This is a genomic window from Pseudomonas sp. GD04015 (assembly GCF_029837675.1).
Taxonomy (GTDB): Bacteria; Pseudomonadota; Gammaproteobacteria; order Pseudomonadales; family Pseudomonadaceae; genus Aquipseudomonas; species Aquipseudomonas paralcaligenes.
In genome coordinates, this window is record NZ_JAOEEE010000011.1 from 22,397 (window position 1) to 47,710 (window position 25,314).

Sequence of the window (25,314 nt, forward strand, 5' to 3'; positions counted from 1 at the left end):
CCGCACGAGATGGAAAAATCTGCCGCCGGCCGGAAAATATTTTTCCTAGCCTCGCTCAACGCGCGGCGACGGTGACCCAGTAGCGCGTGAAACGGCGCACGCGCACCGGCAACTGGCGCTCCAGCGACGCCAGGATGGCCTCGCTCGGCGAATCGGCCGCCAGCGGCCAGGTGCCGGTGATGCGCAGGTGCGCCACTTCGGCCTCGCAGCGCAGACGGCCGCGGTGGTAGCGGCTCAGCTCGGCGATGAAGTCGCCCAGCGGCATGCCCTCGGCGACCAGCACGCCTTCCGTCCAGGCCAGGCCGGCCTCGCGCAGCGGCTGCACCGCGGTCACCTGGTGGCGGCTGAAATAGGCCTGCTCCGAGGCCTTGACCAGCACCGGCGTTTCCCCCGCTCCGTCGGCGGGATGGATCTGCACCATGCCCTCGGTCACCGCCAGCCGGGTGACGCCCGAGGCGCGGGTCGGAGCATCGTCGCGACGCACCACGAAGCGCGTACCCACCGGAACCAGCCGGCCCTCCGGGGTGACCACGGTGAAAGGCCGGCCCAGGGGGTCGTGCGCAGTGCCGACCAGGATCTCCCCACCATGCAGCACCACGCTGCGCTGCTGCTCATCGAAACGGACATCCACGGCGGTGGCGGTATTGAGCTCCAACAGGGTGCCATCCGGCAGCACCAGCCGGCGGCGCTCGCCACTGGCGGTGCGCTGGTCGGCCAGCGCCGCCGACAGCTCGTACCGCCAGGACAACGGCTGGGACAGGTACAGCGCGGCGCCACCGGTACCGGTCAGAGCCAGCAGCTTGAGTGCGCGGCGGCGCGACAGCACGAGGGCATTCGCCCGCGCCAGGGTGGAGCGCGCCACCGGCGGCTCGACATGGGCGACGCTGCCCTGCAGCCGCCCGCCGATACCCTGCAGCCGCCGCCAGGCGCGCCCATGCTCCGGATCGACCGCCAGCCAGCGCTCGAAATCAGCACGCTCGGCGGCGTTTACCTCGCCGGATGCCAGCAGCACGTACCAGCCCATCGCCCGTTCGACGATGCCGTCGGCGATGGGCGACTCGTTGCCGGCAACGGCCGGCGCGCTTTCTGCGGTCATCTCGTGCGCTCAGCTGTAGAGGGCTTGGTAGCAGTGCGCCATGGCGCGGAGCATGGCCTTCTGCACCATGTTCACCGTCATGTCCAGCTGCTCGGCGATCTGCTTGTAGGTCAGCCCGTCGAGCTGGGACAGCAGGAAGACCTCGCACACCCGCGCGGGCAGCCCCGCCAGCAACTGAGCCACCTCCTCCAGCACGGCCAGCGCCAGCTGGCGCTCCTCCGGCGAAGGCTCGACCAGCTGCGGCCGGGCCGCCAGCGCCTCGAGCCAGGCCCGCTCCAGCGCCTGGCGCCGCCAGTGGCTGCTGACCAGCCCGCCGGCGATGGTCATCAGGTACGCCCGCGGCTCGCGGATGGCCTCGCCCGCCTCCTTGTTCAGCACCCGCACGAAGGTGTCATGGGCGATGTCCGCCGCATCGAAGGCGTTGCCCAGCTTCTTGCGCAGCCAGCCGTACAGCCAGCCGTGATGGTCCGTGTACAGGGTTTCGATCTGCCCCACCTGGGTATCGACAGCCACGAGGTCTCCTGCGCGCCGAGCGGATTGCCCGTCCCGGCGCCCGAATAATATTGAGAAATATTCTCAATATATTAAACACCGGACACGGCTGCAAGCGCGCAGCCGGACGGCTGCCCGTGATCGATACAGAGATGGAGAAGATAAAAGGCAGAAACGAAAAAAGGGCCTTTCGGCCCTTCTTTCAGCGATTTGCAGGCTTCGAACGAACCCTGCAAATCATATTTTGGAGCGGGAAACGAGACTCGAACTCGCGACCCCGACCTTGGCAAGGTCGTGCTCTACCAACTGAGCTATTCCCGCGTCGTGTTGACGGGCGCCATTCTATCGATTCGGAATGCCGCGTCAACCCCTTGATTCAAAAAAGCTTATTTCTTTTCGGAATTGATGCTCAGGTGCGGCCAGGCGGCCAGCAGGTACTGCAGCATGGACCACAGGGTCAGGCCGGCCGCCACGAGCAGCAGGACATAGCCGGCTCCTACCCATACGGTGAGCTGCGGCGGGTTGCCGAGCAGGATGACCAACGCGACCATCTGCGCCGCGGTCTTCCACTTGCCCAGGCTGGACACCGCCACATGGGCCCGCGCACCCAGCTCCGCCATCCACTCGCGCAGGGCCGACACCACGATCTCGCGCCCGATGATGATCACCGCCGGCAGGGTCAGCCAGAGATTGGCGTGCTCCTCGACCAGCAGGACGAGGGCGACCGCCACCATCAGCTTGTCGGCCACGGGGTCGAGGAAGGCGCCGAAGGGGGTGCTCTGTTCCCAGCGGCGGGCCAGGTAGCCGTCGAACCAGTCGGTGACCGCCGCCAGGGCGAATACCGCGCTCGCGGCCCAGTAGCTCCAAGAGAACGGCAGGTAGAAAAAGAAGATGAAGACCGGAATCAGGGCGACGCGCAGCAAGGTGAGCAGATTGGGGATATTCATCAGAACCACTGGCCAGCGAGTTGAGCGCGCATTCTACTCGCTGTGCAAAGCCGCATAAATCGACTCCGCGAGCTTTTTACTGATACCCGGCGCCTTGGCGATCTCCTCGATGCTCGCGCGGTTCAACTCCTGCAGCCCACCGAAGTGCTTGAGCAGCTCCCGACGGCGCTTGGGGCCGACGCCCGCCACCTCTTCCAGGCTGGACGTGCGCCGCGCCTTGCCACGCCGCGCCCGATGGCCGGTGATGGCGAAGCGGTGGGCCTCGTCGCGGATCTGCTGGATCAGGTGCAGGGCCGGCGAGTCGGCCGGCAGGGTGAACTCGTGGTCCGCGTCGTTCAGGTAGAGGGTCTCCAGGCCCGGCTTGCGGGTCACGCCCTTGGCCACGCCGAGCAGGATCAGCTCTGGCACGGCCAGTTCCTGCAGCACCTCTCGGGCCATGGCCAGCTGGCCCTTGCCGCCGTCCACCAGCAGGATGTCGGGCAGCTTGCCCTCGCCGCCCTTCAGCTTGCTGAAGCGCCGGGTCAGCGCCTGGTGCATGGCGGCGTAGTCGTCGCCGGCGGTGACGCCCTCGATGTTGTAGCGGCGGTAGTCGGACTTGAGCGGCCCTTCCGGTCCGAACACCACGCAGGAGGCGACGGTGGCCTCGCCGCTGGAGTGGCTGATGTCGTAGCACTCCAGGCGCTGCGGCGGCTCGTCGAGCGACAGCGCATCGGCCAGCGCGTCGAAGCGGGCGGCCACGTGCTGACGGTTGGCCAGCCTCGCGCCCAGGGCCTGCTCGGCGTTGGTCACCGCCAGGTGCTGCCAGCGCGCGCGGGTACCGCGCACCCGGTGGCTGATGGCGATCTCGCGGCCGCGCAGCTCGCCGATGGCCGTAGCCACTACGGGCAGGTCCTCGTGGGTGGTGTTGACGATCAGCTCGCCCGGCAGGTCGCGCTCGTGGCTGGACAGGTAGTACTGGGCGATGAACGCCGCCAGTACCGCGCCGCCCTCCTCCTCGATGCCCACCTGGGGAAAGAAGTTCTTGCTGCCCAGCACCCGCCCGCCGCGCACACTGATCAGGTGCACGCAGGCCCCGCCGGGGCTGACCATGGCGGCCACCACGTCCACGTCGCCGTTGCCGCCTTCCATGCTCTGCTGGTCCTGCACCCGGCGCAGCACCGATATCTGGTCGCGCAGCTCCGCGGCGCGTTCGAACTCCAGGTTCATCGCCGCCCGCTCCATCGAGGCGGAAAGCTCCTCGGCCAGCGCGTTGCTGCGCCCTTCGAGGAACATCACCGAGTGACGCACGTCCTCGGCGTACTCCTCCGGCTCGACGAGGCCGACGCACGGGCCCTTGCAGCGCTTGATCTGGTACTGCAGGCACGGCCGGGTGCGGTTGCGGAAGTAGCTGTCCTCGCACTGGCGCACCTGGAAGGTCTTCTGCAGCAGGTTGAGGCTCTCGCGGATCGCCCCGGCGCTGGGATAGGGGCCGAAGTAGCGCCCCCTGTCCTTCTTCGCGCCCCGGTGGATGCCCAGGCGCGGGTAGTCGGCGTCGGACAGCAGGACGTAGGGATAGGATTTGTCGTCGCGCAGCAGGATGTTGTACGGCGGCCGCCACTGCTTGATCAGCGTCTGCTCCAGCAGCAGCGCCTCGGTCTCGTTGGCGACGATGGTGGTCTCGACCTGGGCGATGCGCCCGACCAGCGCCGCGGTCTTGGGCGCCAGGCCGCTCTTGCGGAAATAGCTGGCCAGACGCTTCTTCAGGTTGGACGCCTTGCCGACATAGAGCAGCTTGCCCGCTTCGTCGAGCATCCGGTACACGCCCGGGCGGCCGCTGCAGGTGGCGAGGAACGCGCTGGGATCGAAAGGGGCGGCGGGCGGGGAAGTCATCGGGCTCGGCAGGAAGGCGAAGAGGACGCAGTCTACGCCCTCTTCAGCGACCTGCCCAAGGCTCAGCCGACGGCATCCACCATGCCGTGGCGCACGGCCAGCAGGGCCAGCTCCACGTCACTGGTGATGGAGAGCTTCTCGTAGATGCGGTAGCGGTAGGTGTTCACCGTCTTCGGCGACAGGCAGAGCTTGTCGGAGATGGTCTGCACCTTCTGGCAGTTGGCGATCATCAGGGCGATCTGGATCTCGCGCTCGGACAGCAGGTCGAAGGGCGAGCCGCCGTTGTTGGGCTGGAAGGACTTCAGCGCCAGTTGCTGGGCGATCCGCGGGCTGAGGTAGCGCTGGCCGGCGAAGGCCAGACGGATGGCCTGGACCATTTCCTCCAGCGCCGCGCCCTTGGTCAGGTACCCGGCGGCGCCGGCCTGCAGCAGGCGGGTGGGAAACAGGTCGTCCTCGCAGGCGGTCACGGCGATCACCTTGAGGTCGGGATGGCTGCGCAGCAGCTTGCGGGTGGCTTCGAGGCCGCCGATGCCGGGCATTTTGACGTCCATCAGGACCACGTCCGGCTGTATCTCGCGCACCTTCTTCAGCGCCTGCTCGCCGGAGTCGGCCTGGCCGATCACCTGCACGCCCTCGATATCGGCCAGCATGCGGGTGATACCCGTTCTAACCAGATCGTGGTCATCGACCACCAGCACCTTAATCAAGCGACACCTCGCTGTACCACACTACCTGCGCGATCACGGCAATCGACGAAAACCAGATTGGCGCATTTACGCCAAAAAGCAAACGTCAAAAAAACGTACCCAAGGCGGCCAAGGCCCGTAGCGACGGGGCCTGAAGGCCAGCGCCGCAAGTGCCGGATTCTACATGAAGTCAGGGGAATCAAAAGAAATACGGCCCCGGCCGGAGGCCGCCGGGCATGCTTGTGCGGAGCCTGTCCAAAGGTGCGGACACCGCGCCAAGCCAGCGTCGTGGCCCGTTGCCAGCAATCGGCTGTGCGCCGCCCAGAGCGGGCCGCTCGGTTCACCGAATCGGCCGCCCGTCACCCTCCCACGAAGCCTGCCAAACGCCCCCGCCAGGCTGCGTCGCCCGGCCGGCATGGCGGTCAGGAAACCGACGACCGGCGTTGGTGCGACTCAACGACCGGCGCGGGATTCGCGGATGTAGAAACGGGCCTTCTCGGTGTTCTTGGTGCAGCTCTCGTAGCCCTCGAACTGCTGTGAGGTCTTGGCCCCGGTCAGCAGGGTGAGCGCCTTCGAGTAGCTGACCGTGCCGGCGAAGCCTTCGGCCTTGGCCAGGTCCAGCTCGCGCCAGGCGATGTCCAGCTGCTCGGCGCAGCTCACCCGGTAGGCGGTCTTGGCCGCGCAACCGGTCACGGCCACCAGCAATGCAGCCAGAAGGAGGATTTTCTTCATGTCGGTTCTCCGGGACGCTGAGTCTGTTTTGACGACAGCGTAGCGGCAAAGTGCCCGCGCCGGAGCGGCATCGCCGCCCTGGCCCGGCCGCTCTGGAAAGCGTATGTTCGGGGAATCTTCGGGGGAAATCGCAATGAGCAAGAAGGTGGCCCTGGTACTGGGCTCGGGCGGCGCGCGGGGCTACGCCCACATCGGTGTGATCGAGGAACTGGAAGCCCGCGGCTACGAGATCGGCTGCATCGCCGGTTGCTCCATGGGCGCGGTGATCGGCGGCATCTACGCAGCCGGCAAGCTGGCCGAGTACCGGGAATGGACGGAGAGCCTGGACTACCTCGACGTGCTGCGCCTGCTCGACGTCAGCTTCCGCCTCGGCGCGATCCGTGGCGAGCGGGTGTTCGGCAAGATCCACGAGATCGTCGGCGAACTTGACATCGAGCAGCTGGCGATCCCCTACACCGCCGTCGCCACCGACCTCACCAACCAGCAGGAAATCTGGTTCCAGGAAGGCTGCCTGCACAAGGCCATGCGCGCCTCGGCGGCCATCCCCAGCCTGTTCACCCCGGTCACCCAGGGCTCGCGCATGCTGGTCGACGGAGGCCTGCTCAACCCCTTGCCAATCGTGCCGGTGGTGTCCAGCCACTGCGACCTGATCGTGGCGGTCAACCTCAACGCCCTGAACCAGAAGCAGTACCAGTTGCCGGTGATCGAACGCCCCGCCGCGATCAAAGGCAAGATCGACCAGCTAATGGGGTCGCTCGGCGCCAAGCTGTCGTTCCTGCGCCGCGACGAGGATGACATCGAACGGCTGGTCGAGCCCGAGGCGCCCAATCCCTGGCTGGACGACAGCCGCCCGCCCAAGGCCGACGAAGAGGCCGCGCCCAAATCGGCCACTGGCTCGCGGGTGGTCGGCAACGTCGGCCCCGCCTCGCTGCTGGAGCTGGTCAACCAGAGCTTCGAGACCATGCAGACCTCGCTGGCCCAGTACAAGATCGCCGGCTATCCGCCGGACATCCTGATCAACGTGCCCAAGCGGGTGTGCCGCTTCTTCGACTTCCACAAGGCGCCGGAGCTGATCCAGCTCGGCCGGCAGATCGCCAGCGATACCCTGGACAAGTACGAACGCGACCAGGGCTGAGACGATTCAGGCCAGCTCCAGCAGGCGGTAGCCGACCCCCGCTTCGGTGACGATGAAGCGCGGCGCCGCCGGGTCGTCGCCGAGCTTCTGCCGCAGATGGCCGACCACTACCCGCAGGTAGTGGCTGTCCTCCACATGGGTCGGCCCCCAGATGTCCTTGAGCAGCTGGCGCTGGGTCACCACCCGGCCCAGGTGGCGGGCGAGCGTGGCCAGCACCGCGTATTCCTTGCGGGTCAGCGCCACCTCGGCGCCGTCCAGGCTGACCCGGCGGTAGGCGAAATCGACCCGCAGCGGGCCGCTGCACACCGCCGCCTCGCCGGGCTCGCCGGCGGCGCCCTGGCGCAGCAGCACACGCACCCGGGCGAGGAATTCCTGGATGCCGAAAGGCTTGGTCACGTAGTCGTTGGCGCCGCCGTCCAGGGCCAGCACCTTCTCGCCCTCGCTGGCGCGCACCGAGAGCACCAGCACGGGCACTTGCGACCACTCGCGCAGTTCGTCAAGCACCCGCTGGCCGTCCTTGTCCGGCAGGCCGAGGTCGAGCACCACCAGGTCCGGGCGCTCCAGCGCCGCCAGGGCCAGGCCGTCGGCGCCGGTGCCGGCCTCCAGCACCCGGTAGCCCTGGGCGCCGAGGCTGATGCGCAGGAACTTGCGAATCTGCACCTCGTCGTCGATGACCAGGATGGTCGTTGCGTTACTCGCCATCGCCCTACTCTTCCTCGAGCCGCGGTTGCGGGTGCAGCGGCAGGTGCAGGGTCAGGGTGGTGCCGCGGCCGTCCAGGCCCTCGCTCACCGTCACCCGTCCGCCGTGGGCACCGACCATGCCCTGGCAGATCGCCAGGCCCAGTCCGGTGCCCTGCCCGCCGCGGTCGCCCCTGGCGGCGGTATAGAACATGTCGAAGATCTTTGCCCGCTCGGCCTCGGGAATCCCCGGCCCCTGGTCGCTGACGGCGAAACACAGCTCGCCGTCGCCGCTAGTCACGCTCACCCGCAGGCGCCCCTGGGCCGGCGAGAAGCGCGCGGCGTTCTCCAGCACGTTGACCAGCGCCTGTTCGATCAGCGCGGCGTGGGCATACAGCAGCGGCAGTTCGGCGGGCACCTGCAGTTCCAGCTGCAACGGCGCCAGCACCGGGCGCAGGCGCTGCACGGCGCTGGCGACGATGTCCGCTGGCGCCACCCAGTCGCGGGCCAGCGTGAGGCCGCCGTGGCCCAGGCGGGTCATGTCCAGCAGGTTCTGGATGTAGCGGTCCAGGCGCTCGGCCTCGTCGCGGGTGCCCTCCAGCAGCTCGCGGCGGTCGGCCAGGGGAATCTGCTCGCCGAGGGCCAGCAGGCTGTCGATGGAGCCACGCATGGCGGTCAGCGGCGTGCGCAGGTCGTGGGACACCGAGGCCAGCAGCGCGCTGCGCAGTTCCTCGGTCTGGCCGTGCAGGCGCGCGGCTTCCAGGTCGGCCGCCAGCTGGGCGCGCTCCAGGGCCTGGGCCAGCGGCTGGCCGAGAGCGGCGATCAGCCGGCGCCGCTCCGGGCTCAACGGTCGCTCGTCCTTCGGCGCCACGCCGAGCAGGGCCAGCGGCCCTTCCTCGCCGGCCAGCGGCCACCACCACCAGCGCCCGCCTGGCAGCGTGCCGGTGCCGAGCCCGGACGGTTGCAGATGCTGCCAGGACCAGTCGGCGGCGGCCCGTTCCTGTTCGGTGAGCAGACGCTGCACGCCGGCCTCGACCTTCCATACGCCGCCGTGGTCGCGCGACTGCAGGCTGATGTCGAGTTCCTGCCACAGGCCGAACTGCTGCAGCGCGGCGGAGAACACCGCCTGGCGGTCGGTGGCCACGGTCAGCTTGCGCGACAGGTCAAGCAGCGCGGTGGTCTCCGCCTGGGTCTGGCGCAGGGCCTGCAACTGGCGACGCTGGCGGCTGGCGAGGTTGCCGGTCAGGCCGGCCATCAGCAGGAAGAACAGCAGGGTCAGCACGTCCTGCTGGCGGGCGATCTTCAGCGACAGCAGCGGTTCGATGAACAGCAGGTTGTAGGCCAGGAACGACAGGCCGGCGCACAGCAGCGCCGGGCCCAGGGAGCTGCGCACCGCCACCACCAGCACGGCGGCGAGGAAGACCAGCGAGATGTTCGGCAACTGGACGAAACTCGCCAGGCCCAGCGCCGCGCTGCTGGCCATCGCGGTCGCCAGCACGGCGGCGAGGTAGTCGCGCCACGCCAGCGGCATCCGCCGCCGCGGCCTGGCCGGCTCCAGCTCCGCTTCGGTGTCCAGCACGCTGATCTCCAGGCCCTCGCCGGCGGCCAGCAGGCGCTCGGCCAGGCCCCGGCCGAAACGCCAGCGGCGGCGCAGGCGCTGGCGGCTGCGACCGACCAGGATCAGGCTGGCGCGGCGCTCGCGGGCGTGGGCCACCAGGGTGCTGGCGACTTCGCCGGCGCGCAGGTCGACCACCTCTCCGCCGAGGCGCTCGGCCAGTTGCTGGGCCGCCTGCAGGTTGCCCAGGCGCTCCTCGTCGCGCGGGCCGCCGGTGTCCACATGGACCACCGACCAGGGCAGGTGGCGGCGCTCGGCCACCCGGCTGGCGTGGCGCACCAGGCGCTCGGCCTGGCCGTCGCCGTCGATGCCCACCAGCAGGCGGCCACGCACGGTCGGTGCATCCAGCCCCTGCTGGCGATAGCCACGGTTGAGGTCGGCGTCGACCCGCGCGGCCGCAGTCTGCATCGCCAGCTCGCGCAGGGCGGTGAGGTTGGTCTGCGAGAAGAACGCATCGATGGCGGCGCGGGCCTGCTCCGGCACGTAGACCTTGCCGTCGCGCAGGCGCTCCAGCAGTTCGCGCGGCGGCAGGTCGATCAGCAGGATTTCGTCGGCCTCCTGCAGCACCCAGTCCGGCAGGGTCTCGCGCACCTGCACGCCGGTGATGTCGCGGACCTGGTCGTTGAGCGCTTCGAGATGCTGGACGTTGACCGTGGTGTAGACATCGATGCCGGCGCCGAGCAGCTCCTGCACATCCTGCCAGCGCTTGGCGTGGCGGCTGCCGGGGGCGTTGCTGTGGGCCAGCTCGTCCACCAGCACCAGTTGCGGCGGCCTGGCCAGGATGGCGTCCAGGTCCATCTCCTCCAGAGGCCGCTCGCGGTACTCGATGCGCCTGAGCGGCTGCTGCGGCAGGCCGGCGAGCATCGCCTCGGTCTCCGCGCGACCGTGGGTCTCGACCACCCCGACCCGCAGGTCGACACCCTGGCGCAGCCGGGCCTGGGCCGCCTGCAGCATGGCGTAGGTCTTGCCCACGCCGGGCGCCGCGCCGAGGAACACCTTCAGCCGGCCACGCCCTTCGCGGGGCATCCCGGCCAGCAGCGCATCGGCGCGTACCGCGTCACTCATGGAGCATTCTCGTTGCGGACGGAGGCGCGATTGTCCGCCAGCGCCAGGTTCAGCGCCAGCACGTTGACCACGTCGGGGCCGACCAGCGAGCGCTCGGTGTACCGCTCGATCAGCCGTTCCAGGCTGTCGACCGGCAGGCGACGGGCGGCGGCGATGCGAGCCACCTGCCAGCGCGCGGCGGCCGGCGAGAGGTGCGGGTCGAGGCCGCTGGCCGAAGTGGTGACCAGCTCCAACGGCACTGGAGCGCCACCCTCGCCCACCAGACGCTGCGCATCCTTGGCGATGCGCTCGGCCAGGGCCGGATTGCTCTGCGCCAGGTTGCTGGCGCCGCTGGCAACGGTGGCGAAGCCGGCGGCCGAGGGGCGCGGCTGGAACCACTGGGCACCCTCGAAGTTCTGCGCCAGCAGCGCGCTGCCGAGCAGTTGGTCCCTGTCATCGCGCAACAGGCTGCCGTTGGCCTGCTCGGGGAAGGCCACCTGGGCCACGCTAGTGACCAGCAGCGGATAGGCCACGCCGGTGATCAGGGTCATCAGGCCGAGAATGCCGAGGGCCGGGCGGAGTTGCTTGAACATGATAGTTCTCCAGATTCGTTGACTGTTCCCCTCTCCCTCTGGGAGAGGGGCCAGGGGTGAGGGAGTCTCGGGCAACGTCCCCTCACCCTACGCGGGTCGCCCTACGCGGGCCGCCCCAACCCTCTCCCAGAGGGAGAGGGAGCGGAAGCGCTACACCAGCCCCACGGCCACCAGCAGCAGGTCGATCAGCTTGATCCCCACGAAGGGCGCAAGAATGCCGCCCAGGCCGTAGATCAGCAGGTTGCGCCGCAGCAGGCTGGCCGCGTCCGCCGCCTGCACGCGCACGCCGCGCAGGGCCAGGGGGATCAGCGCGACGATGATCAGCGCGTTGAACACGATGGCCGAGAGGATGGCGCTCTGCGGGCTGTGCAACTGCATGAGGTTGAGCGCGCCGAGCTGCGGATAGATACCGGCGAACAGCGCCGGCAGGATGGCGAAGTACTTGGCCACGTCGTTGGCCACCGAGAAGGTGGTCAGCGCGCCGCGAGTCACCAGCAGCTCCTTGCCCACCTGCACCACGTCCAGCAGCTTGGTCGGGTCGCTGTCCAGGTCGACCAGGTTGGCCGCCTCGCGGGCGGCCTGGGTGCCGTCGTTCATCGCCAGGCCCACGTCAGCCTGGGCCAGCGCCGGGGCGTCGTTGGCGCCGTCGCCGCACATCGCCACCAGCTTGCCGTCGGCCTGCTCGCTGCGGATGCGCTGCAGCTTCTTCTCCGGCGTGGCCTCGGCGATCACGTCATCCACGCCTGCCTCGGCGGCGATGGCGGCGGCGGTCAGCGGGTTGTCGCCGGTCACCATCACGGTGCGGATGCCCAGCTGGCGCAGCTCGGCGAAGCGCTCGCGGATGCCCGGCTTGACCACGTCCTTGAGATGGATGGCGCCGAGCAGGCGCTGGTCGCCGGCCACCAATAGGGGCGTGCCGCCACTCTGGGCGATCTTGTCGACCTCGCGGGACAGCGGCTCGGGCATCTGCTCGCGGCTCATGCCGAGGTACTGCAGCACCGCATCCACCGCGCCCTTGCGGAAGCTGCGGCCGCTCCAGTCGGCGCCGGACAGGCGCGTCTCGGCGCTGAAGGCGATGCCGCGCACCACGCCGCGCTCCGGCACCGCCACCGGGCTCAGGCCACGCAGGTACTCGACGATGGACTTGCCCTCGGCCGTGTCGTCGGCCAGCGAGGCCAGCAGCGCTGCCTCGGCCAGGTCACGGCCGTTGACGCCCGGCGCCTTGACCAGCGCGCTGCAGCGACGGTTGCCGAAGGTGATGGTGCCGGTCTTGTCCAGCAGCAGGGTGTGCACGTCCCCCGCCGCCTCCACCGCGCGGCCGGACTTGGCAATGACGTTGAGGCGCACCAGGCGGTCCATGCCGGCGATGCCGATGGCCGAGAGCAGGCCGCCGATGGTGGTCGGGATCAGCGTCACCAGCAGCGCCACCAGGTACACCAGCGGCAGGTCGCCGCCGGCGTGCCGGGCGAACGGCTGCAGGGTGGTGACCACCAGCAGGAAGATCAGGGTCAGGCCGATCAGCAGGATGTCCAGCGCCACCTCGTTCGGCGTCTTCTGCCGCTTGGCGCCTTCGACCAGGGCGATCATCCGGTCCAGGGTCGACTCGCCGGGGTTGGCGGTGATCCGCACCAGCAGCCAGTCGGACACCACCCGGGTGTTGCCGGTGACCGCCGAGCGGTCGCCGCCGGACTCGCGGATCACCGGCGCCGACTCGCCAGTGATGGCCGCCTCGTTGACCGCGGCGATGCCTTCGATCACTTCGCCGTCGCCGGGGATCAGCTCGCCGGCCTCGACACGCACGACATCACCCTTGCGCAACTGGCTGGCGGCCACCGCCTGGAACTGCTCGCCGACCTTGCGCCGCGCGGCCAGGCCCTGGCTGCCGGCCTTGAGGCTGTCGGCGCGGGCCTTGCCGCGGCCTTCGGCCAGGGCCTCGGCGAAGTTGGCGAAGAGCACGGTGAACCACAACCACAGGGCGATCTGCACGGCCAGGCCGACACTGACCGCGGGGTTGGGGATGAAGCACAGCACAGTGGTGAGGATGGCGGTCAGCTCGACCACCAGCATCACCGGCGCCCGCTTGAGCTGGCGCGGATCGAGTTTGACGAAGGCCTGCTTCAGCGCTGGTCGCCACAGCGCCTGGAAGCTGGTCCGAGATGTTTGCACGGCGCCGCTCGGCGCACGGGTGGGGGCATTCATCATGATTCTCCGTTAGAACGCCAGGTGTTCGGCCAGCGGGCCCAGGGCCAGTGCCGGCAGGAAGGTCAGGCCGCCGACCAGCAGGATGGTCAGGGTCAGCAGGGTGACGAACAGCGGGCCATGGGTGGGGAAGCTGTTGTCGTTCAGCGGCGCGCGCTTCTTCGCCGCCAGGCTGCCGGCGATGGCGAGGATCGGCAGGATGTAGCCGAAGCGCCCCAACAGCATGGCCAGGCCGATCAGCACGTTGTGGAACGCCGTGTTGGCGCCGAAGCCTGCGAACGCCGAGCCGTTGTTCGCGGTGCCCGAGGTGTAGGCGTACAGCGCCTGGCTGAAGCCGTGCGGGCCGGTGTTACTGATCGAAGCCGCCGGGCCCGGCAGGCTCACCGCCAGGGCGCAGAACACCAGCACGCCGACCGGCATCACCAGCAGGGTCGCCACCAGCAGGCGCACCTCGCGGGCCTCCAGCTTCTTGCCCAGGTATTCCGGGGTGCGGCCGATCATCAGGCCGGCGAGGAACACCGCGATCAGCACGAACAGCAGCATGCCGTAGAGGCCGGCGCCGACGCCGCCGAAGATCACCTCGCCGAGCATCATGTTGAACATCGGGATCATGCCGCCGATGGCGCTGAAGCTGTCGTGCATGGCGTTGACCGAACCGTTGGAAGCGGCCGTGGTGGTCACCGCCCAGAGTGCCGAGGCGGCGACGCCGAAGCGGCTCTCCTTGCCCTCCAGCGAACCGGCCTGCTCGACCGGCAGCGCCGCCAGCGCCGGGCTCGGCTGGTGCTCGGCCCACAGGGTGACGACCAGGCCGATGACGAACAGGATCAGCATGCAGGCGAGGATCGCGCGGCTCTGGCGCAGGTCCTTCACGTAGTGGCCGAAGCTGAACACCAGCGCCACCGGGATCAGGATGATCGCCGCCAGCTCCAGCAGGTTACTCAGCGCCGTGGGGTTCTCGAACGGGTGCGCCGAGTTCACGCCGAAGAAGCCGCCGCCGTTGGTGCCGAGCTGCTTGATGGCGATCTGGCTGGCCGCCGGGCCGAGCGGGATGGTCTGCTCGGCGCCCTGCAGCGTGGTGGCCTGGGCGTAGTCCGTGAAGGTCTGCGGCACGCCTTGCCAGACCAGCAGCAGCGCCAGGATCACGCAGAACGGCAGCAGGCCGTAGAGGGTAGCGCGGGTCAGGTCGACCCAGAAGTTGCCGAGGCCATTGCTCGACTTGCGCGCGATGCCGCGGGCGAAGGCCACCAGCACGGCCAGGCCCACCGCCGGGCTGACGAAATTCTGCACGGCCAGGCCGACCATCTGGCTGAAATAGCTCAGCGATGCCTCGCCGCTGTACGCCTGCCAGTTGGTGTTGGTGACGAAGCTCACCGCGGTGTTGAACGCCAGGCTCCACTCCAGGCCCGGCAGCTGTTGCGGGTTGAGTGGCAGCAGGCCCTGCATCAGGAGGATGGCGAACAGCGACGCCAGGCTGGCGAGGCTGAAGGCCAGCAGCGCCAGGGTGTAGGTCTTCCAGCCCTGCTCGCGATCCGGGTCGACCCCGGCGACGCGGTAGCAGATGCGCTCGACCGGCCGCAGCAGCGGTGTCAGCACGGTCCGCTCGCCTTCCATGGCGCGGTACAGGTAGCGCCCCAGCCAGGGCGCGGGCGCCAGCACCAGGATGAAGAAGGCCAGGATCAGGCCGTAGTCTTGAAGATGCATGGGGCCTCCTAGCCGCGCCCGGCGCGCAGCAGCGCCGCCAGCAGGTAGATGAACAGCCCCAGGGCCAGGCCCAGGGACACCTCGTCGAGAATGCTCATGTGATCGCTCCGTGATGCGGGCTGCGCCGCCTTGGGCGAATTCTGGGTTCGGGCGACGTAAAGGAACGATTCGGCCAGGGGACGGAGGCCATAAAGAATGCGTAAAGATCGAGGAGCGGTTTTTGTATCGGTGCCGATACATGGCCGACACGCTGCCGACACCTGCGCCGCCGACCATGGCGACGGGCGGCACCAGCCGAGGCCCGCGGCCGGCTAATATGCCCACCTCCCCCACCTGACCGCAGTCGGAGTCCGTTACGGTGCATGCCATGACCGCCGGCGAGTCGCGCCCGCGCACGACCCGCGCCCTGATCGTCGACGACAACCTGGAGCTACGCGAGCTGCTCGGCGGCTACCTGACCCGCTTCAACATCGACAGCGAGGCGGTCGGCGACGGCAGCGCCATGCGCCGCGCCCTGGCCGCCAGCCACTTCGACGTGATCATCCTCGACCTGATGCTGCCCGGCGAGGACGGCCTGGCCCTGTGCCGCGAGCTGCGCGCCGGCTCCGACATCCCGATCCTGATGCTCACCGCGCGCTGCGAGCCGACCGACCGCATCATCGGCCTGGAGCTGGGCGCCGACGACTACATGGCCAAGCCCTTCGAGCCGCGCGAACTGGTGGCGCGCATCCAGAGCATCCTGCGCCGGGTGCGCGACGACCGCGGCGCACCCCGCGAGGAGCCGCGCGCCAGCCTGCGCTTCGACGGCTGGACCCTGCACTGCGTGCTGCGCCAGCTGCAGTCGCCGGACGGCCTAGTGGTGCCGCTGTCCAACGCCGAGTTCCGCCTGCTGTGGGTGTTCCTCGAACGCCCGCGCCGGGTGCTCAGCCGCGAGCAACTGCTGGACGAGGCACGCGGCCGCTCCATCGAGGCCTTCGACCGCAGCATCGACCTGCTGGTCTCGCGCCTGCGCCAGAAGCTCGGCGACGATCCGCGCAACCCGGCGCTGATCAAGACCGTGCGCGGCGAGGGCTACCTGTTCGACGCCGCCGAGATCCGCTGATGCGCCGTGCGGACAGCCTCTTCGCCCGCCTGTTCGGCGTGTTCCTCGCCGCCATCCTGCTGGCCCACGGCCTGGCCTTCCTCTGGTTCAGCCACTACGGCCGTCCGCCTCCGCCCCCTCCGCCGACGGCGCAGCACGAGGCCCTGCGCCCACCACCGCCGGGACCGAATATCCACGGTCCGCTGATCGTGCTGGGCTTCCAGCTGCTGACCCTGATCGTCGCCGCCTGGTACGGCGCACGCCTGCTCAGCCGGCCGATCCGGCACCTGTCGCAGGCGGCCGAGCGCCTGTCCGACGACCTGGACAGCCCGCCGCTGCCGGAAACCGGCCCGCGGGAGGCGCGCCAGGCCGCCCACGCCTTCAACCTGATGCAGCGGCGCATCCGCGAGCAGGTGCAGCAGCGCGCGCGCATGCTCGCCGCCGTGTCCCACGACCTGCGCACGCCGCTGGCGCGCCTCAAGCTGCGCGTGGAGCAGATCCCCAACCCGCAGTTGCGCGTGCGCATGGGCCAGGACCTGGGCGAGATGATCGGCATGCTCGACGCCACCCTCCGCTACCTGCACGAGCAGCGCAGCAGCGAGGCCCTGCAATGGCTGGACCTGCAGGCGCTGCTGGAATCCATGGTCGAGGACGCCCAGGACCGTGGCGCCGAGGTGAACTTCCACGGCCACTGTGCGCCGCTGCGGGTGCAGCCGCTGGCCCTGCGCTCCTGCGTCAGCAACCTGCTGGAGAACGCTCTGCGCTACGCCGGCCACGCCTCGGTGGAGCTGCACGATAGCGCCGAAGGCGTCGAGGTACGGGTGGTCGACCGGGGCCCGGGCATCGCCCCCGAACAGCGCGAGGCGGTGTTCGAGGCGTTCTTCCGCATCGAGGGCTCGCGCAACCGCAGCTCCGGCGGGGTCGGCCTGGGCCTGACCATCGCCCGCGAGGCGGCGCGGCGCCAGGGCGGCGACATCCTCCTCGAAGAGACCCGTGGCGGCGGGCTCACCGCCATCCTCCGCCTGCCACGCTGAGCCGCGCCTTGTAGGGGCGGCGATACCAAGTCCACACACCCGCGATACAGGACGCGCCGAAGCTGGCATCACCGGAGAACCCTCTCCGGCAGCCAACGAAGGAGTGACTCCCATGATCAGTGGTGTCAGCGGTTACTCGGGCTACAGCGGCTATACCTCGCTCCAGCGCAGCAGCGCCGGCGGCGGCGGTTGCGCAGGTGGCCCGGCGAAACTCGAGGAGAAGCTGTTCAGCCTCCTCGACAGCGACGGCAGCGGCGGCGTCGCCAAGGAAGAACTGGAGAGCGCGCTGAGCGCGGCCAAGGAAACCGACAGCAGCCTGACCATCGACATCGACGAGCTGTTCAGCCAGCTCGACGCCAATGGCGACGGCAGCCTGGACAGCGAAGAAACCGCCGCCCTGGCGCCGCCTCCCCCGCCCCGCGGCGGTCCCGATCCGCAAGAGATGTTCGCCAGGCTGGACGCCAACGGCGACGGCAGCATCGACGCCGACGAACTGGCCGCCCTGCCCGGCGCTGGCGACAAGGACAGCGCCGGCCTGCTGGCGGAGCTGGACGCCGACGGCGATGGCGGCCTGAACCTCGACGAGCTGTCCGCCCTCGCGCCACCGCCTCCGCCCCAGGGCGCCGGCAACGGCGGGGAGCCGTTCGGCCAGTTGGGCAGCGACGGCAGCAGCCAGGACGCGCTGAGCAGCCTGCTCGACGCGGTCGCCCAGCAGCAGACCAAGGCCAAGGAAGAAAACGACTCCGGTCTGATCGCCAGGCTGCTCAAGCACTACCAGGACAACGCCGGCTATCAGGAGAGCGTCGGCACGCGGCTGAGCCTCTCGGCCTGAAGCCTGAAACGAAAAAGGCCCGCACCTCCGGGGAGATGCGGGCCTCGTGCGTGGAGGCTGCCGGCGCTTACTCGGCGTAGGCCTCGTCGTCCTCGTCTTCCAGGGCCGGCTCATCGCCCATGTCGCCGCCAGCCATGCCGCCCAGGCCGGCGCCGGTGGCGAAGGCCATGGCGACGAACTCGTCGACGCTCATCTGCTTGCCGTTGAAGTCGACCTTGTCGTCGGCGTAGTGCAGCGTGGCCACGATGTTGTCGCCTTCGAGCTTGGCCAGCTCGGTGGACAGGGCCATGCCGCTGGCCATCTCGCTCATCATCGACGCCTGCTGGGCGACGGCTTCCTTGTCGGTCTCGCCGCCCAGGGTGGCCTGCAGGCCGACCACGTCGCCGATCATGGCCTTGGACACGGACACCTTGGCGTCCAGCTGGGCGATCAGCTGCTTGGCCAGTTCCGGGGCCGGCAGCTCGAAGGACTCGGGCTTGTCCAGGTCCACGGACAAGCTCAGGCTGCTCTCGCCGTTGGCGGTCTTGAACGCCAGCCGCTCCAGGGCGAGGCCCGGCTTGCCGGCCAGCAGGGTTTCGATACCGGCCAGGAACTGCGCCTGCTGCTCCTCCGGAATGTCCGGCATGCCTTCGCTGGCCTGCTGCAGCTGGCCGGTGCTCTTGATGTAGTCGCTGTACATGGTGAGCAGCGACTGCAGGGCGCCGGTATCGAGGTTCTTGGCGCTCGACACCATTTCCATCCCGCCGATGTCATGGCCCATGTAGCTGACCATGCCGATGTTGTAGGTGGAGCGGGCGGAGAGCTTGCTGTCGGTCTCGCTGGTCTCGTCGAGCTGGCGGACGTCCTTGAGCAGCACCGGCTCACCTTCCGCGAGCCTGATCTCGACGGTCTGCAGCTTCGCCTCATTGCGGCCGACGTAGATGTCGCTGGTGGTCTTGGTGGTCGCGCTGTCCAGGGTCAGGCCCTTGAACTCGAAGCTCAGCGGGCTCTGGTCGGACGGCAGCACGGTGTTGAACTTGAGGCTGTCCATCAGGCCGTTGGCGGCGATTTCCTTGGCCTCGGCGGTGCTGTCAAAGTCGATGTGCAGGCCGCTGAATTCCAGGCTGTTCTGCTCGTCGATCGCCAGCTGCGCCGGGTTCAGGCGCACATTGCCGCCGACCGACTTGTCGTAGCCCAGGCTCACCTGGCCTTCCAGGGGCGAGGCGCCCTTGGTGGCGGCGAACCACTTCTCCAGCGCCGGGCTGGATTCCAGGGCGTAGTTGCTGGTGGCCATGACCGGCATCAGCTTGAAGGACTTGAGCCGCGACAGCGGGAAGGGACCGTGCTCGATGCGGTCGTTGATCACCAGTTCCATCTGCTGCGGCTCTTCGCCGTCGAGGGAACCGTTGAACTTGATGCGGTAGCGGGCGTTGCTGTTGAAGAACGCGCGATCCAGCGAGAGCAGTTCGATGGAAGCGTCCAGCCCGAGCGCCGGCAGGGTCTGGGCCAGTTCGGCGTTGGCCTGCTTGATCGACTCGTCCAGCACGCTGGGCAGCTGGTTGCCGGTGTACCAGGCGCCGACCGTGCCAACGGCGGCGACGGCAACGAGAGTGCCTACTGCGATACCTGCAATCTTCTTCATGGGGCGTATATCCGTTGTGTAGTGTTGGTCTTTCTTCCCTGAACCGCGCGCGGCCTCTGCGGACCCGATCGACACGGCCTGAGGCGGGGCTGCCGCCCTGCTCCGGCTACAGCAGCCGAAAAGTCGCGCAAGGCTATCACCGTGCCGTCATCCCCACCAAGTGGGGTGCACAGGATTCTGCACAGGATGCCAACTAGTCGCCGTCCTTGCGCTCCGCGTCCACGGCGGCCACCCGCGGGGTGCTCGCCACCCAGTCGCCGAGCAGGCTGTAGGCCACGGCCAGCAGGGTCGGACCGAGGAACAGGCCCATGAAACCGAACGCCAGGATGCCGCCGAACACGCCGAGCAGCACCACCACCAGCGGCAGGTTGCCGCCGCGACTGATCAGGTAGGGCTTGAGCACGTTGTCCACGCCGCTGATGACGAAGGTGCCCCAGATGCCGAGGAACACCGCCATGCCGTACTGACCCTGACTGACCAGCCAGGCGGTGGCGGGAATCCACACCAGCGGCGGGCCCATGGGGATCAGGCTGAGGATGAAGGTGAGGATGCCGAGCACCAGGGCACCGGGAATGCCAGCGATGTAGAAGCCGATCAGCGCCAGCAGCGCCTGGGCCGCCGCCGTGCCGATCACGCCGTTGACCACCCGCTGCACGGTGCCGGCGACCAGCTCTAGATAATGGTCGGCGCGGCTGCCGCCGATCAGGCGTTCCAGCAGGCTGTGGGCGAAGGCCGCCATGCGCGGGCCGTCGCGGTAGAAGAAGAACACCAGCACCAGGCTCAGGGCCAGTTCCAGCATACCGCCGCCGATCTGCGCGCTGCGCGCCAGCAGCCAGTTGCCGACCTGGCCCAGGTAGGGCCGCACCGTGGCCAGCAGCGCCACGCCCTCCTCGTCGATCCGTGTCCAGGCGCCTTCCAGGCGCTCGCCGATCAGCGGCAGCCCGACCAGCCAGGCGGGCGGGTCCGGCAGGCCGTCGACCTGGAAGTCCTTGAACAGCTCGGTGGCGTCGCGGATGTGGTCGGCCAGGTTGAAGCCCAGCAGCACCAGCGGCACCGCGACCAGCACCATCCAACCGCCGGTGAGGATGCCCGCCGCGGTCGTCTCGCGGCCGTCAAGCACGCGGGTCAGCAGGCGCATCAGCGGCCAGCTGGCGAACGCCAGCACGGCTGCCCAGAACAGCGCCGAGAAGAATGGCGCGAGTACCCAGGCGCAAGCGCCGAGCAGAGCCAGGAGCAGGATCTGCACCAGCAGACGGTCGTTGTTCAGCATGTTCGGGTTCCCTGGAGCCGGGCGGAAGCGGCCCGGCGCGCGTCGTTCTTCAGCGTAGTTGTTGCAGACGCAATCCTTCGCCCGCCGGGTCACCCGACTGCAGCCGGTTGCCGCGCACGCCACGGCGCTCCAGCTCCACACGCCAGGCCTCGGCGGTGGCACCGGACAGCTCCACGCGCAGCGTGCTGTCCAGGCTCAGGGTACGCCCCAGCAGGTCGCCCCACTGCTCGTCCGGCTCGCCCAGCGGCAGGTTCAGCTCGCCGCTGGTCCTGAGCTGGCGCAGCAGGGTGCCGGCGGTGGGCAACAGCGCGGGCAGCGCGGTGCTGGCGTCCAGCTGCTCCACGTGCAGGTAGGAGCGGCGGTTGCCGCGGGTGATGCCGTACAGGGCGACGAGGCTGTCGTGCTGCGGCTCGGCCAGTTGCAGCAGCAGATAGCTCTGGCGCTCCTCGGGGCCGTACAGCGTGGCGTTACCGAAGATCTGGTTGGCCCACAGGCTGGACGAGCCGCAGTCGCGGCCATCGCACCAGAACAGCAGCTGGGCGCCCTGCTCCAGCAGGTGGCGCCGCGCCGCCTCGAGCGCCTCGCGCGGCGAATGCTCGTCCGGCAGGCGGTAGGTCAGCGCGCGCAGACGGCCCTCGGCGAGCACCTCGGCGGAGGCGCGCAACTGCCCGCTGATGCGGCGCAGGCCGTCCTGCGGGTAGCGTTTCTCCTCGGCGGCGACATCGCGGTAGTCGACGATCTGGGCGCGGGGAAAGCGCGGCACGCTGTCCAGATCCTGGCTGCCGGGCACGTCAGCGGCCAGCAGGGGGGTGCAGAAAAGACTCAGGCAGAAAGCGAAATAACGCATGCGGTTCCTCAGCGTGTGAGCATGCTCTGCGCGGTCTTCACCGCGCGATCATCATCCTTGACCCGCTCCGGTATCAGCAGGCCGCGTTGCACCGCGGGGCGGGCGTCCAGCGCCGCCATCCAGCGCTGCAGGTGTTCCAGGCCCTCGACCGGGACGCCGGCCCAGTCGTGGACACGCACCCAGGGAAAGGTGGCGATGTCGGCGATGCCGTAGTCGCCGGCCAGGTATTCGGCCTCGCCCAGGCGGCGGTCGAGCACCTCGTAGAGGCGGCGGGTCTCGTGCTGGTAGCGGTCGATGGCGCCCTGCAGCTTCTCCGGGAAGTAGCGGAAGAACACGTTGGCCTGGCCCTGCATCGGCCCCACCCCGCCCATCTGGAACATCAGCCACTGGATCGCCAGGGAACGCCCCCTGGGGTCGCTCGGCAGCAGGCGGCCGGTCTTCTCGGCCAGGTAGATGAGGATGGCGCCGGATTCGAACACGGCAAAGCCGTCGTCGACGATGGCCGGGATGCGGCCGTTGGGGTTGATGCGGAGGAACTCGGGAGTCTTCTGCTCCTTCCTGTCGAAGGACAGCGCATGCACCCGATAAGGCAGGCCCAGCTCTTCCAGGGCAATGGACACCTTGTGTCCATTGGGCGTGGCGGCGGTGTACAGATCGATCATGGCAATCTCCGATGCGACCTGCACAGCCTCGGCAGTTGCCGGGGCCGCGTCAAGCGCGGCGGAAGAATGGATTGAAACAGTCTGCAACCTGCCGCGCGCCGGCCTCGTCGTTGAGGTGCAGGTGATGGCCGCCGGGCAGCACGTGGGTTTCGAACGCAGTGGTCTCGACCAGGGCCTTCAGGCGCGGCTCGACGTTCATCTGCCCACCCTCGGCGAGGATCAGGCTGACCGGGCACCGCACGGCTCGGACGAACTGCTCGACATGGGCGAAGGTCAGGCGCATCACCGACGGCAGGGTCAGGCGGATATCGGTGCGCCAGGTGTAGCCGCCCGACACCGGCTCCAGGCCGCGCTGGGCCAGCAGTTCGGCGGCCTCGCGGCTGACCGCGACCACCCCGCGCATGCGCGCTTCCACGGCCCGCTCTGGGTCCGGGTAGACCGGCTTCTGCTTGTCGCGCACCGCCAGGCGCGCACGCAGCGCCTCGCCGAGGCGCCTGGGCGCGCTGTCCGGCTCGGCCGTGTAGGGCACCAAGCCGTCGATCAGCGCCAGGCGCTCGACCCGCTCCGGCACCGCGGCCGCCAGCAGGGTCGAGATGATCCCGCCCAGCGAGTGCCCCAGCAGCGAGAAGCGCTGCCAGCCGAGCTGCTCGGCCACCAGCAGCACGTCCTCCAGGTACTCCCACATGCTGTAGCTGGAGTTGTTGGCGTAGTGGCCGGAATGGCCGTGGCCGGGGAAGTCCAGGGCGACGATGCGCAGCCTGTCCAGCTTCGGCGCCAGGCGGGCGAAGGTCATGGCGTTGTCCAGCCAGCCGTGCAGGGCGATGACGGGAATGCCGTCCTCCGGGCCGAACAGGTGCGCGGCCAGCTCCACGTGCGGCAGGCTGAAACGGGTCTCTTCCACCTTGAAGTTCATGCCGAACGCTCCGCGTCCCGGCCCTGCCAGCGGGCGAACAGGTCGCGCAGCAGATGGGCGGTGTCCTGCGGCCGCTCCAGGGGGAACATGTGGCCGCCGGGCAGGCTCAGGTACTCGCCCTTGGGCACGCGGTTGACCTGGCGAGCGTGGTGCGGCATCACCACCCGGCTGTGCCGGCCGCGGACCACCGCCAGCGGCACGGCGAGCTGCTGCGGGCGGCCCGGCGCGGTGTGCGGCACGCTGCGGTAGATGCTGATCTCGGTGGCCGGGTCGAAGCGCAGGCGCAGCCCCTGCCCTTCCTCGCGCAGGCCGTGGCGCACATAGGCGTCCAGGCACTCGGGGTCGAAGCGGCGGAACAGGGTCTTGCCGGCGAAGTAGCCGCGGGCCTCCTCGAAGTCGCCGAACACCTCGCGGCGGCCGACGGTGCGACCGGCCGGGGTGATCCGGTCGATGAAGCCGAAGCGCTTGGCCGCGCGGATCACCATGCGATCGACGCCGGTCAGCAGCGGCGAGTCGAGCATCGCCACGCCGCGGTACAGGTCCGGGCGGCGCAGCGCGGCATGGTAGTGCAGCACACCGCCGAGGGAATGGCCGACACCCCACACCGGCTCGTCACCCTGCTCCAGGTGCAGGATCAGCTCGTCCACCAGGTTGTTCCAGTTGTCGTCCACCGGGAAGCGCGGGTCATGGCCGTGCTGCTCCAGGTGCCGCACCCGGTAGTCCGGGGCCAGGGCGGAGAAGAGCTTGCCGTAGGTGGCCGAGGGGAAGCCGTTGGCGTGGGCGAAGAAGATGGTCTGGGACATGGCGGGCGCGATACAGGAGGGTTTCCAGGGATTGTCCGGCACGCCCGGGCGGGCGGCAATCGGCAGAAGGTGCCAGATGCGCCAAACAACCGGCGCAGCCCGCCAAAAGGCGAGCCACGCACGGCGCGGGTTCAGGCGGCCTGGGTCGCCGGCTCGCCGCGCAGGCGGTCGAAGATGGCGGCAACCAGCAGGGTCAGCGCCACTGGCAGCAACCAGCCCAGGCCCTCGTCGGCCAGCGGAAGATGGTCAAGGAGCCCTGGCACGAAGGACTTGAAGCCGGCGGCATTGAGTGCGTCGACCAGACCGAACACCAGGGTTACCGCCATGGTGGGCACGAACACCCGGGAGGCTGAACGCCAGATGCCGCCCAGCAGGCTCAGCGTCACCAGCACGATGGCCAGCGGATAGAGGCCGACCAGCACCGGTACCGACACGTGGATCAGCTGGGTCAGGCCCTGGTTGGCCACCAGGAGGCTGAACAGGCCGAAGACCACCACCACGCTGCGATAGGAGAACGGCAACAGCCTGCTGAAGTATTCGCCGCATGCAGTCAACAGGCCGACGGCGGTGGTCAGGCAGGCCAGGGTGATGACTACCGCCAGCAACAGGCTGCCGTAGATGCCGAAAGTATGTTCGACGTAGGTGGTGAGGATCTGCACGCCGTTCTGCGCATCGCCGGCGATCCCCTGGCTAGTGGCCCCGAGATAGAACAGTGCCAGGTAGACCAGTGAAAGGCCGGTGGCCGCGATAAGACCGGCCAGCACCGAATAGCGGGTGACCAGCGAAGCTTCGCTGACGCCACGATCCTTGATCGCCGTGGCGATGACGATGCCGAACACCAGAGCGCCCAAGGTATCCATGGTCAGGTAGCCCTGCAGGAAGCCTTGTACGAGGGGCCTTGCCTGGTAGGCCTCGGCGCTTGGACCGATACCGCCGGCCGGTGCCAGCAGCGCCGCACCACCAAGCACCAGCAGGGAGGCCAGCAGCACGGGCGTGATGAACTTGCCGACGCTGTCCACCAGCCTGCCCGGGTTGAGGGCGAGGAAAAGTACGATGGCGAAATAGGCGGCGCTGTACAGGGCCAGTGGTAGCGGCCCGTTGCCGACCAGGGGCGCCACGCCCATCTCGAAGGATACGGTGGCAGTGCGCGGCGTCGCGAACAGGGGGCCTATCGCCAGGTACACGGCCACGGCCAGCAGGGTGCCGGCCTTGCGACCGAGCGGCGCGGTCAGTTCGTCCATGCCGCCACCGACACGGGCCAGGGCCACTACCGTGAGCAGCGGCAGGCCAACGCCGGTCATGAGGAAGCCGAACGCGGCGTACCAGACATTGCCACCGGCGGCCATGCCAGCGCTGGGCGGGAAGATGATATTGCCGGCGCCCAGGAACAGGGCAAAGGTCATGAAGCCCAGGGCCAGGAGGTCAAGGCTTTTCATACGAGTCATAGCGGGCGGTACCACGAAG

Annotated in this window: 23 protein-coding genes and 1 tRNA gene; 4 read left to right on the forward strand and 20 right to left on the reverse strand. The window is 69.1% G+C overall.

The features are described from left to right. Window positions 1-55: 55 nt before the first annotated feature. The 7 genes from N7640_RS11830 to N7640_RS11860 all read right to left on the reverse strand — a co-directional run bounded on the left by N7640_RS11830 (window position 56) and on the right by N7640_RS11860 (window position 5,822). Window positions 56-1,096 carry a FecR domain-containing protein gene (locus tag N7640_RS11830; protein WP_279904442.1) on the reverse strand — a complete coding sequence of 347 codons (1,041 nt, stop codon included), beginning with the start codon at window positions 1,094-1,096 and terminating at the stop codon, window positions 56-58. Between the two features lie 9 nt (window positions 1,097-1,105). Next, on the reverse strand, window positions 1,106-1,609 hold the full coding sequence (locus N7640_RS11835) for a sigma-70 family RNA polymerase sigma factor (protein ID WP_220814471.1): 504 nt from the start codon (window positions 1,607-1,609) through the stop codon (window positions 1,106-1,108). 224 nt (window positions 1,610-1,833) lie between these two features. Next, a tRNA-Gly gene (locus N7640_RS11840) sits at window positions 1,834-1,909 on the reverse strand. 65 nt (window positions 1,910-1,974) lie between these two features. Beyond that, window positions 1,975-2,535: a CDP-diacylglycerol--glycerol-3-phosphate 3-phosphatidyltransferase gene (gene pgsA, locus N7640_RS11845; protein WP_279904443.1), complete on the reverse strand. Its 561-nt coding sequence runs from the start codon at window positions 2,533-2,535 to the stop codon at window positions 1,975-1,977. A gap of 33 nt (window positions 2,536-2,568) precedes the next feature. After that, complete coding sequence (gene uvrC / locus N7640_RS11850) at window positions 2,569-4,404, reverse strand: excinuclease ABC subunit UvrC (RefSeq protein WP_279904444.1); 1,836 nt, start codon at window positions 4,402-4,404, stop codon at window positions 2,569-2,571. A gap of 62 nt (window positions 4,405-4,466) precedes the next feature. Continuing rightward, window positions 4,467-5,111: a UvrY/SirA/GacA family response regulator transcription factor gene (uvrY, locus tag N7640_RS11855; protein WP_279904445.1), complete on the reverse strand. Its 645-nt coding sequence runs from the start codon at window positions 5,109-5,111 to the stop codon at window positions 4,467-4,469. Window positions 5,112-5,543: 432 nt separating this feature from the next. Further along, window positions 5,544-5,822 carry a hypothetical protein gene (locus N7640_RS11860; protein ID WP_220814475.1) on the reverse strand — a complete coding sequence of 93 codons (279 nt, stop codon included), beginning with the start codon at window positions 5,820-5,822 and terminating at the stop codon, window positions 5,544-5,546. 133 nt (window positions 5,823-5,955) lie between these two features. On the opposite strand from N7640_RS11860, the gene N7640_RS11865 reads away from it, so the two are divergent. After that, entirely contained in the window at window positions 5,956-6,957 is a 1,002-nt protein-coding gene (locus N7640_RS11865) for a patatin-like phospholipase family protein (RefSeq protein WP_279904446.1), read from the forward strand. 6 nt (window positions 6,958-6,963) lie between these two features. Here N7640_RS11865 and N7640_RS11870 read toward each other — a convergent pair whose 3' ends face one another. From N7640_RS11870 to N7640_RS11895, 6 genes are all read right to left on the reverse strand, one after another. Then, a complete protein-coding gene (locus tag N7640_RS11870) occupies window positions 6,964-7,659 on the reverse strand; it encodes a response regulator (protein WP_279904447.1) in 696 nt (231 codons plus the stop codon). Between the two features lie 4 nt (window positions 7,660-7,663). Further along, window positions 7,664-10,315, reverse strand: a complete 2,652-nt coding sequence (locus tag N7640_RS11875; protein ID WP_279904448.1) for a sensor histidine kinase KdpD — start codon at window positions 10,313-10,315, stop codon at window positions 7,664-7,666. Further along, window positions 10,312-10,887, reverse strand: a complete 576-nt coding sequence (gene kdpC, locus N7640_RS11880) for a potassium-transporting ATPase subunit KdpC (RefSeq protein ID WP_279904449.1) — start codon at window positions 10,885-10,887, stop codon at window positions 10,312-10,314. Before kdpC ends, N7640_RS11875 begins: the two co-directional genes overlap by 4 nt. Window positions 10,888-11,037: 150 nt before the next feature. Further along, the gene (gene kdpB, locus N7640_RS11885; RefSeq protein WP_279904532.1) at window positions 11,038-13,086 is read right to left on the reverse strand and encodes a potassium-transporting ATPase subunit KdpB; all 2,049 of its coding nucleotides are present in this window, start codon (window positions 13,084-13,086) and stop codon (window positions 11,038-11,040) included. 12 nt (window positions 13,087-13,098) lie between these two features. Continuing rightward, the gene (gene kdpA / locus N7640_RS11890; protein ID WP_279904450.1) at window positions 13,099-14,787 is read right to left on the reverse strand and encodes a potassium-transporting ATPase subunit KdpA; all 1,689 of its coding nucleotides are present in this window, start codon (window positions 14,785-14,787) and stop codon (window positions 13,099-13,101) included. Window positions 14,788-14,795: 8 nt separating this feature from the next. Next, entirely contained in the window at window positions 14,796-14,885 is a 90-nt protein-coding gene (locus N7640_RS11895) for a potassium-transporting ATPase subunit F (RefSeq protein ID WP_279904451.1), read from the reverse strand. Window positions 14,886-15,154: 269 nt separating this feature from the next. Here N7640_RS11895 and N7640_RS11900 point away from each other — a divergent pair, with 269 nt between their 5' ends. From N7640_RS11900 to N7640_RS11910, 3 genes are all read left to right on the forward strand, one after another. Beyond that, window positions 15,155-15,889, forward strand: a complete 735-nt coding sequence (locus tag N7640_RS11900) for a response regulator (protein ID WP_279904452.1) — start codon at window positions 15,155-15,157, stop codon at window positions 15,887-15,889. Further along, window positions 15,886-16,902 (forward strand): ATP-binding protein, encoded by a 1,017-nt coding sequence (locus tag N7640_RS11905; protein WP_279904533.1) that lies wholly within the window; start codon window positions 15,886-15,888, stop codon window positions 16,900-16,902. The genes N7640_RS11900 and N7640_RS11905 overlap by 4 nt, the downstream gene beginning before the upstream one ends. 112 nt (window positions 16,903-17,014) lie before the next feature. Continuing rightward, on the forward strand, window positions 17,015-17,734 hold the full coding sequence (locus N7640_RS11910; protein ID WP_279904453.1) for an EF-hand domain-containing protein: 720 nt from the start codon (window positions 17,015-17,017) through the stop codon (window positions 17,732-17,734). 67 nt (window positions 17,735-17,801) lie between these two features. On the opposite strand, the gene N7640_RS11915 is transcribed toward N7640_RS11910, so the two are convergent. The 7 genes from N7640_RS11915 to brnQ all read right to left on the reverse strand — a co-directional run bounded on the left by N7640_RS11915 (window position 17,802) and on the right by brnQ (window position 25,295). After that, the gene (locus N7640_RS11915; RefSeq protein WP_279904454.1) at window positions 17,802-19,355 is read right to left on the reverse strand and encodes a YdgA family protein; all 1,554 of its coding nucleotides are present in this window, start codon (window positions 19,353-19,355) and stop codon (window positions 17,802-17,804) included. Between the two features lie 193 nt (window positions 19,356-19,548). Next, on the reverse strand, window positions 19,549-20,625 hold the full coding sequence (locus tag N7640_RS11920; protein ID WP_220814486.1) for an AI-2E family transporter: 1,077 nt from the start codon (window positions 20,623-20,625) through the stop codon (window positions 19,549-19,551). Between the two features lie 49 nt (window positions 20,626-20,674). Then, a complete protein-coding gene (locus N7640_RS11925; protein WP_279904455.1) occupies window positions 20,675-21,472 on the reverse strand; it encodes a DUF4892 domain-containing protein in 798 nt (265 codons plus the stop codon). An 8-nt stretch (window positions 21,473-21,480) separates the two neighbouring features. After that, entirely contained in the window at window positions 21,481-22,134 is a 654-nt protein-coding gene (locus N7640_RS11930) for a glutathione S-transferase N-terminal domain-containing protein (RefSeq protein ID WP_279904456.1), read from the reverse strand. A gap of 49 nt (window positions 22,135-22,183) precedes the next feature. Continuing rightward, on the reverse strand, window positions 22,184-23,047 hold the full coding sequence (locus N7640_RS11935) for an alpha/beta hydrolase (RefSeq protein ID WP_279904458.1): 864 nt from the start codon (window positions 23,045-23,047) through the stop codon (window positions 22,184-22,186). After that, window positions 23,044-23,850: an alpha/beta hydrolase gene (locus tag N7640_RS11940; RefSeq protein ID WP_279904459.1), complete on the reverse strand. Its 807-nt coding sequence runs from the start codon at window positions 23,848-23,850 to the stop codon at window positions 23,044-23,046. The genes N7640_RS11935 and N7640_RS11940 overlap by 4 nt, the downstream gene beginning before the upstream one ends. 131 nt (window positions 23,851-23,981) lie before the next feature. Further along, complete coding sequence (gene brnQ, locus N7640_RS11945; protein ID WP_220814491.1) at window positions 23,982-25,295, reverse strand: branched-chain amino acid transport system II carrier protein; 1,314 nt, start codon at window positions 25,293-25,295, stop codon at window positions 23,982-23,984. Window positions 25,296-25,314: the final 19 nt, after the last annotated feature.

Coding starts and splice junctions, on each gene's coding strand:
- N7640_RS11830 (WP_279904442.1), bottom strand. CDS start 1,096: ATGACCGCAGAAAGCGCGCCGGCCGTTGCCGGCAACGAGTCGCCCATC.
- pgsA (WP_279904443.1), bottom strand. CDS start 2,535: ATGAATATCCCCAATCTGCTCACCTTGCTGCGCGTCGCCCTGATTCCG.
- uvrC (WP_279904444.1), bottom strand. CDS start 4,404: ATGACTTCCCCGCCCGCCGCCCCTTTCGATCCCAGCGCGTTCCTCGCC.
- N7640_RS11860 (WP_220814475.1), bottom strand. CDS start 5,822: ATGAAGAAAATCCTCCTTCTGGCTGCATTGCTGGTGGCCGTGACCGGT.
- N7640_RS11865 (WP_279904446.1), top strand. CDS start 5,956: ATGAGCAAGAAGGTGGCCCTGGTACTGGGCTCGGGCGGCGCGCGGGGC.
- N7640_RS11870 (WP_279904447.1), bottom strand. CDS start 7,659: ATGGCGAGTAACGCAACGACCATCCTGGTCATCGACGACGAGGTGCAG.
- N7640_RS11875 (WP_279904448.1), bottom strand. CDS start 10,315: ATGAGTGACGCGGTACGCGCCGATGCGCTGCTGGCCGGGATGCCCCGC.
- kdpC (WP_279904449.1), bottom strand. CDS start 10,887: ATGTTCAAGCAACTCCGCCCGGCCCTCGGCATTCTCGGCCTGATGACC.
- kdpB (WP_279904532.1), bottom strand. CDS start 13,086: ATGAATGCCCCCACCCGTGCGCCGAGCGGCGCCGTGCAAACATCTCGG.
- kdpA (WP_279904450.1), bottom strand. CDS start 14,787: ATGCATCTTCAAGACTACGGCCTGATCCTGGCCTTCTTCATCCTGGTG.
- N7640_RS11895 (WP_279904451.1), bottom strand. CDS start 14,885: ATGAGCATTCTCGACGAGGTGTCCCTGGGCCTGGCCCTGGGGCTGTTC.
- N7640_RS11900 (WP_279904452.1), top strand. CDS start 15,155: ATGACCGCCGGCGAGTCGCGCCCGCGCACGACCCGCGCCCTGATCGTC.
- N7640_RS11910 (WP_279904453.1), top strand. CDS start 17,015: ATGATCAGTGGTGTCAGCGGTTACTCGGGCTACAGCGGCTATACCTCG.
- N7640_RS11915 (WP_279904454.1), bottom strand. CDS start 19,355: ATGAAGAAGATTGCAGGTATCGCAGTAGGCACTCTCGTTGCCGTCGCC.
- N7640_RS11920 (WP_220814486.1), bottom strand. CDS start 20,625: ATGCTGAACAACGACCGTCTGCTGGTGCAGATCCTGCTCCTGGCTCTG.
- N7640_RS11925 (WP_279904455.1), bottom strand. CDS start 21,472: ATGCGTTATTTCGCTTTCTGCCTGAGTCTTTTCTGCACCCCCCTGCTG.
- N7640_RS11930 (WP_279904456.1), bottom strand. CDS start 22,134: ATGATCGATCTGTACACCGCCGCCACGCCCAATGGACACAAGGTGTCC.
- N7640_RS11935 (WP_279904458.1), bottom strand. CDS start 23,047: ATGAACTTCAAGGTGGAAGAGACCCGTTTCAGCCTGCCGCACGTGGAG.
- N7640_RS11940 (WP_279904459.1), bottom strand. CDS start 23,850: ATGTCCCAGACCATCTTCTTCGCCCACGCCAACGGCTTCCCCTCGGCC.
- brnQ (WP_220814491.1), bottom strand. CDS start 25,295: ATGACTCGTATGAAAAGCCTTGACCTCCTGGCCCTGGGCTTCATGACC.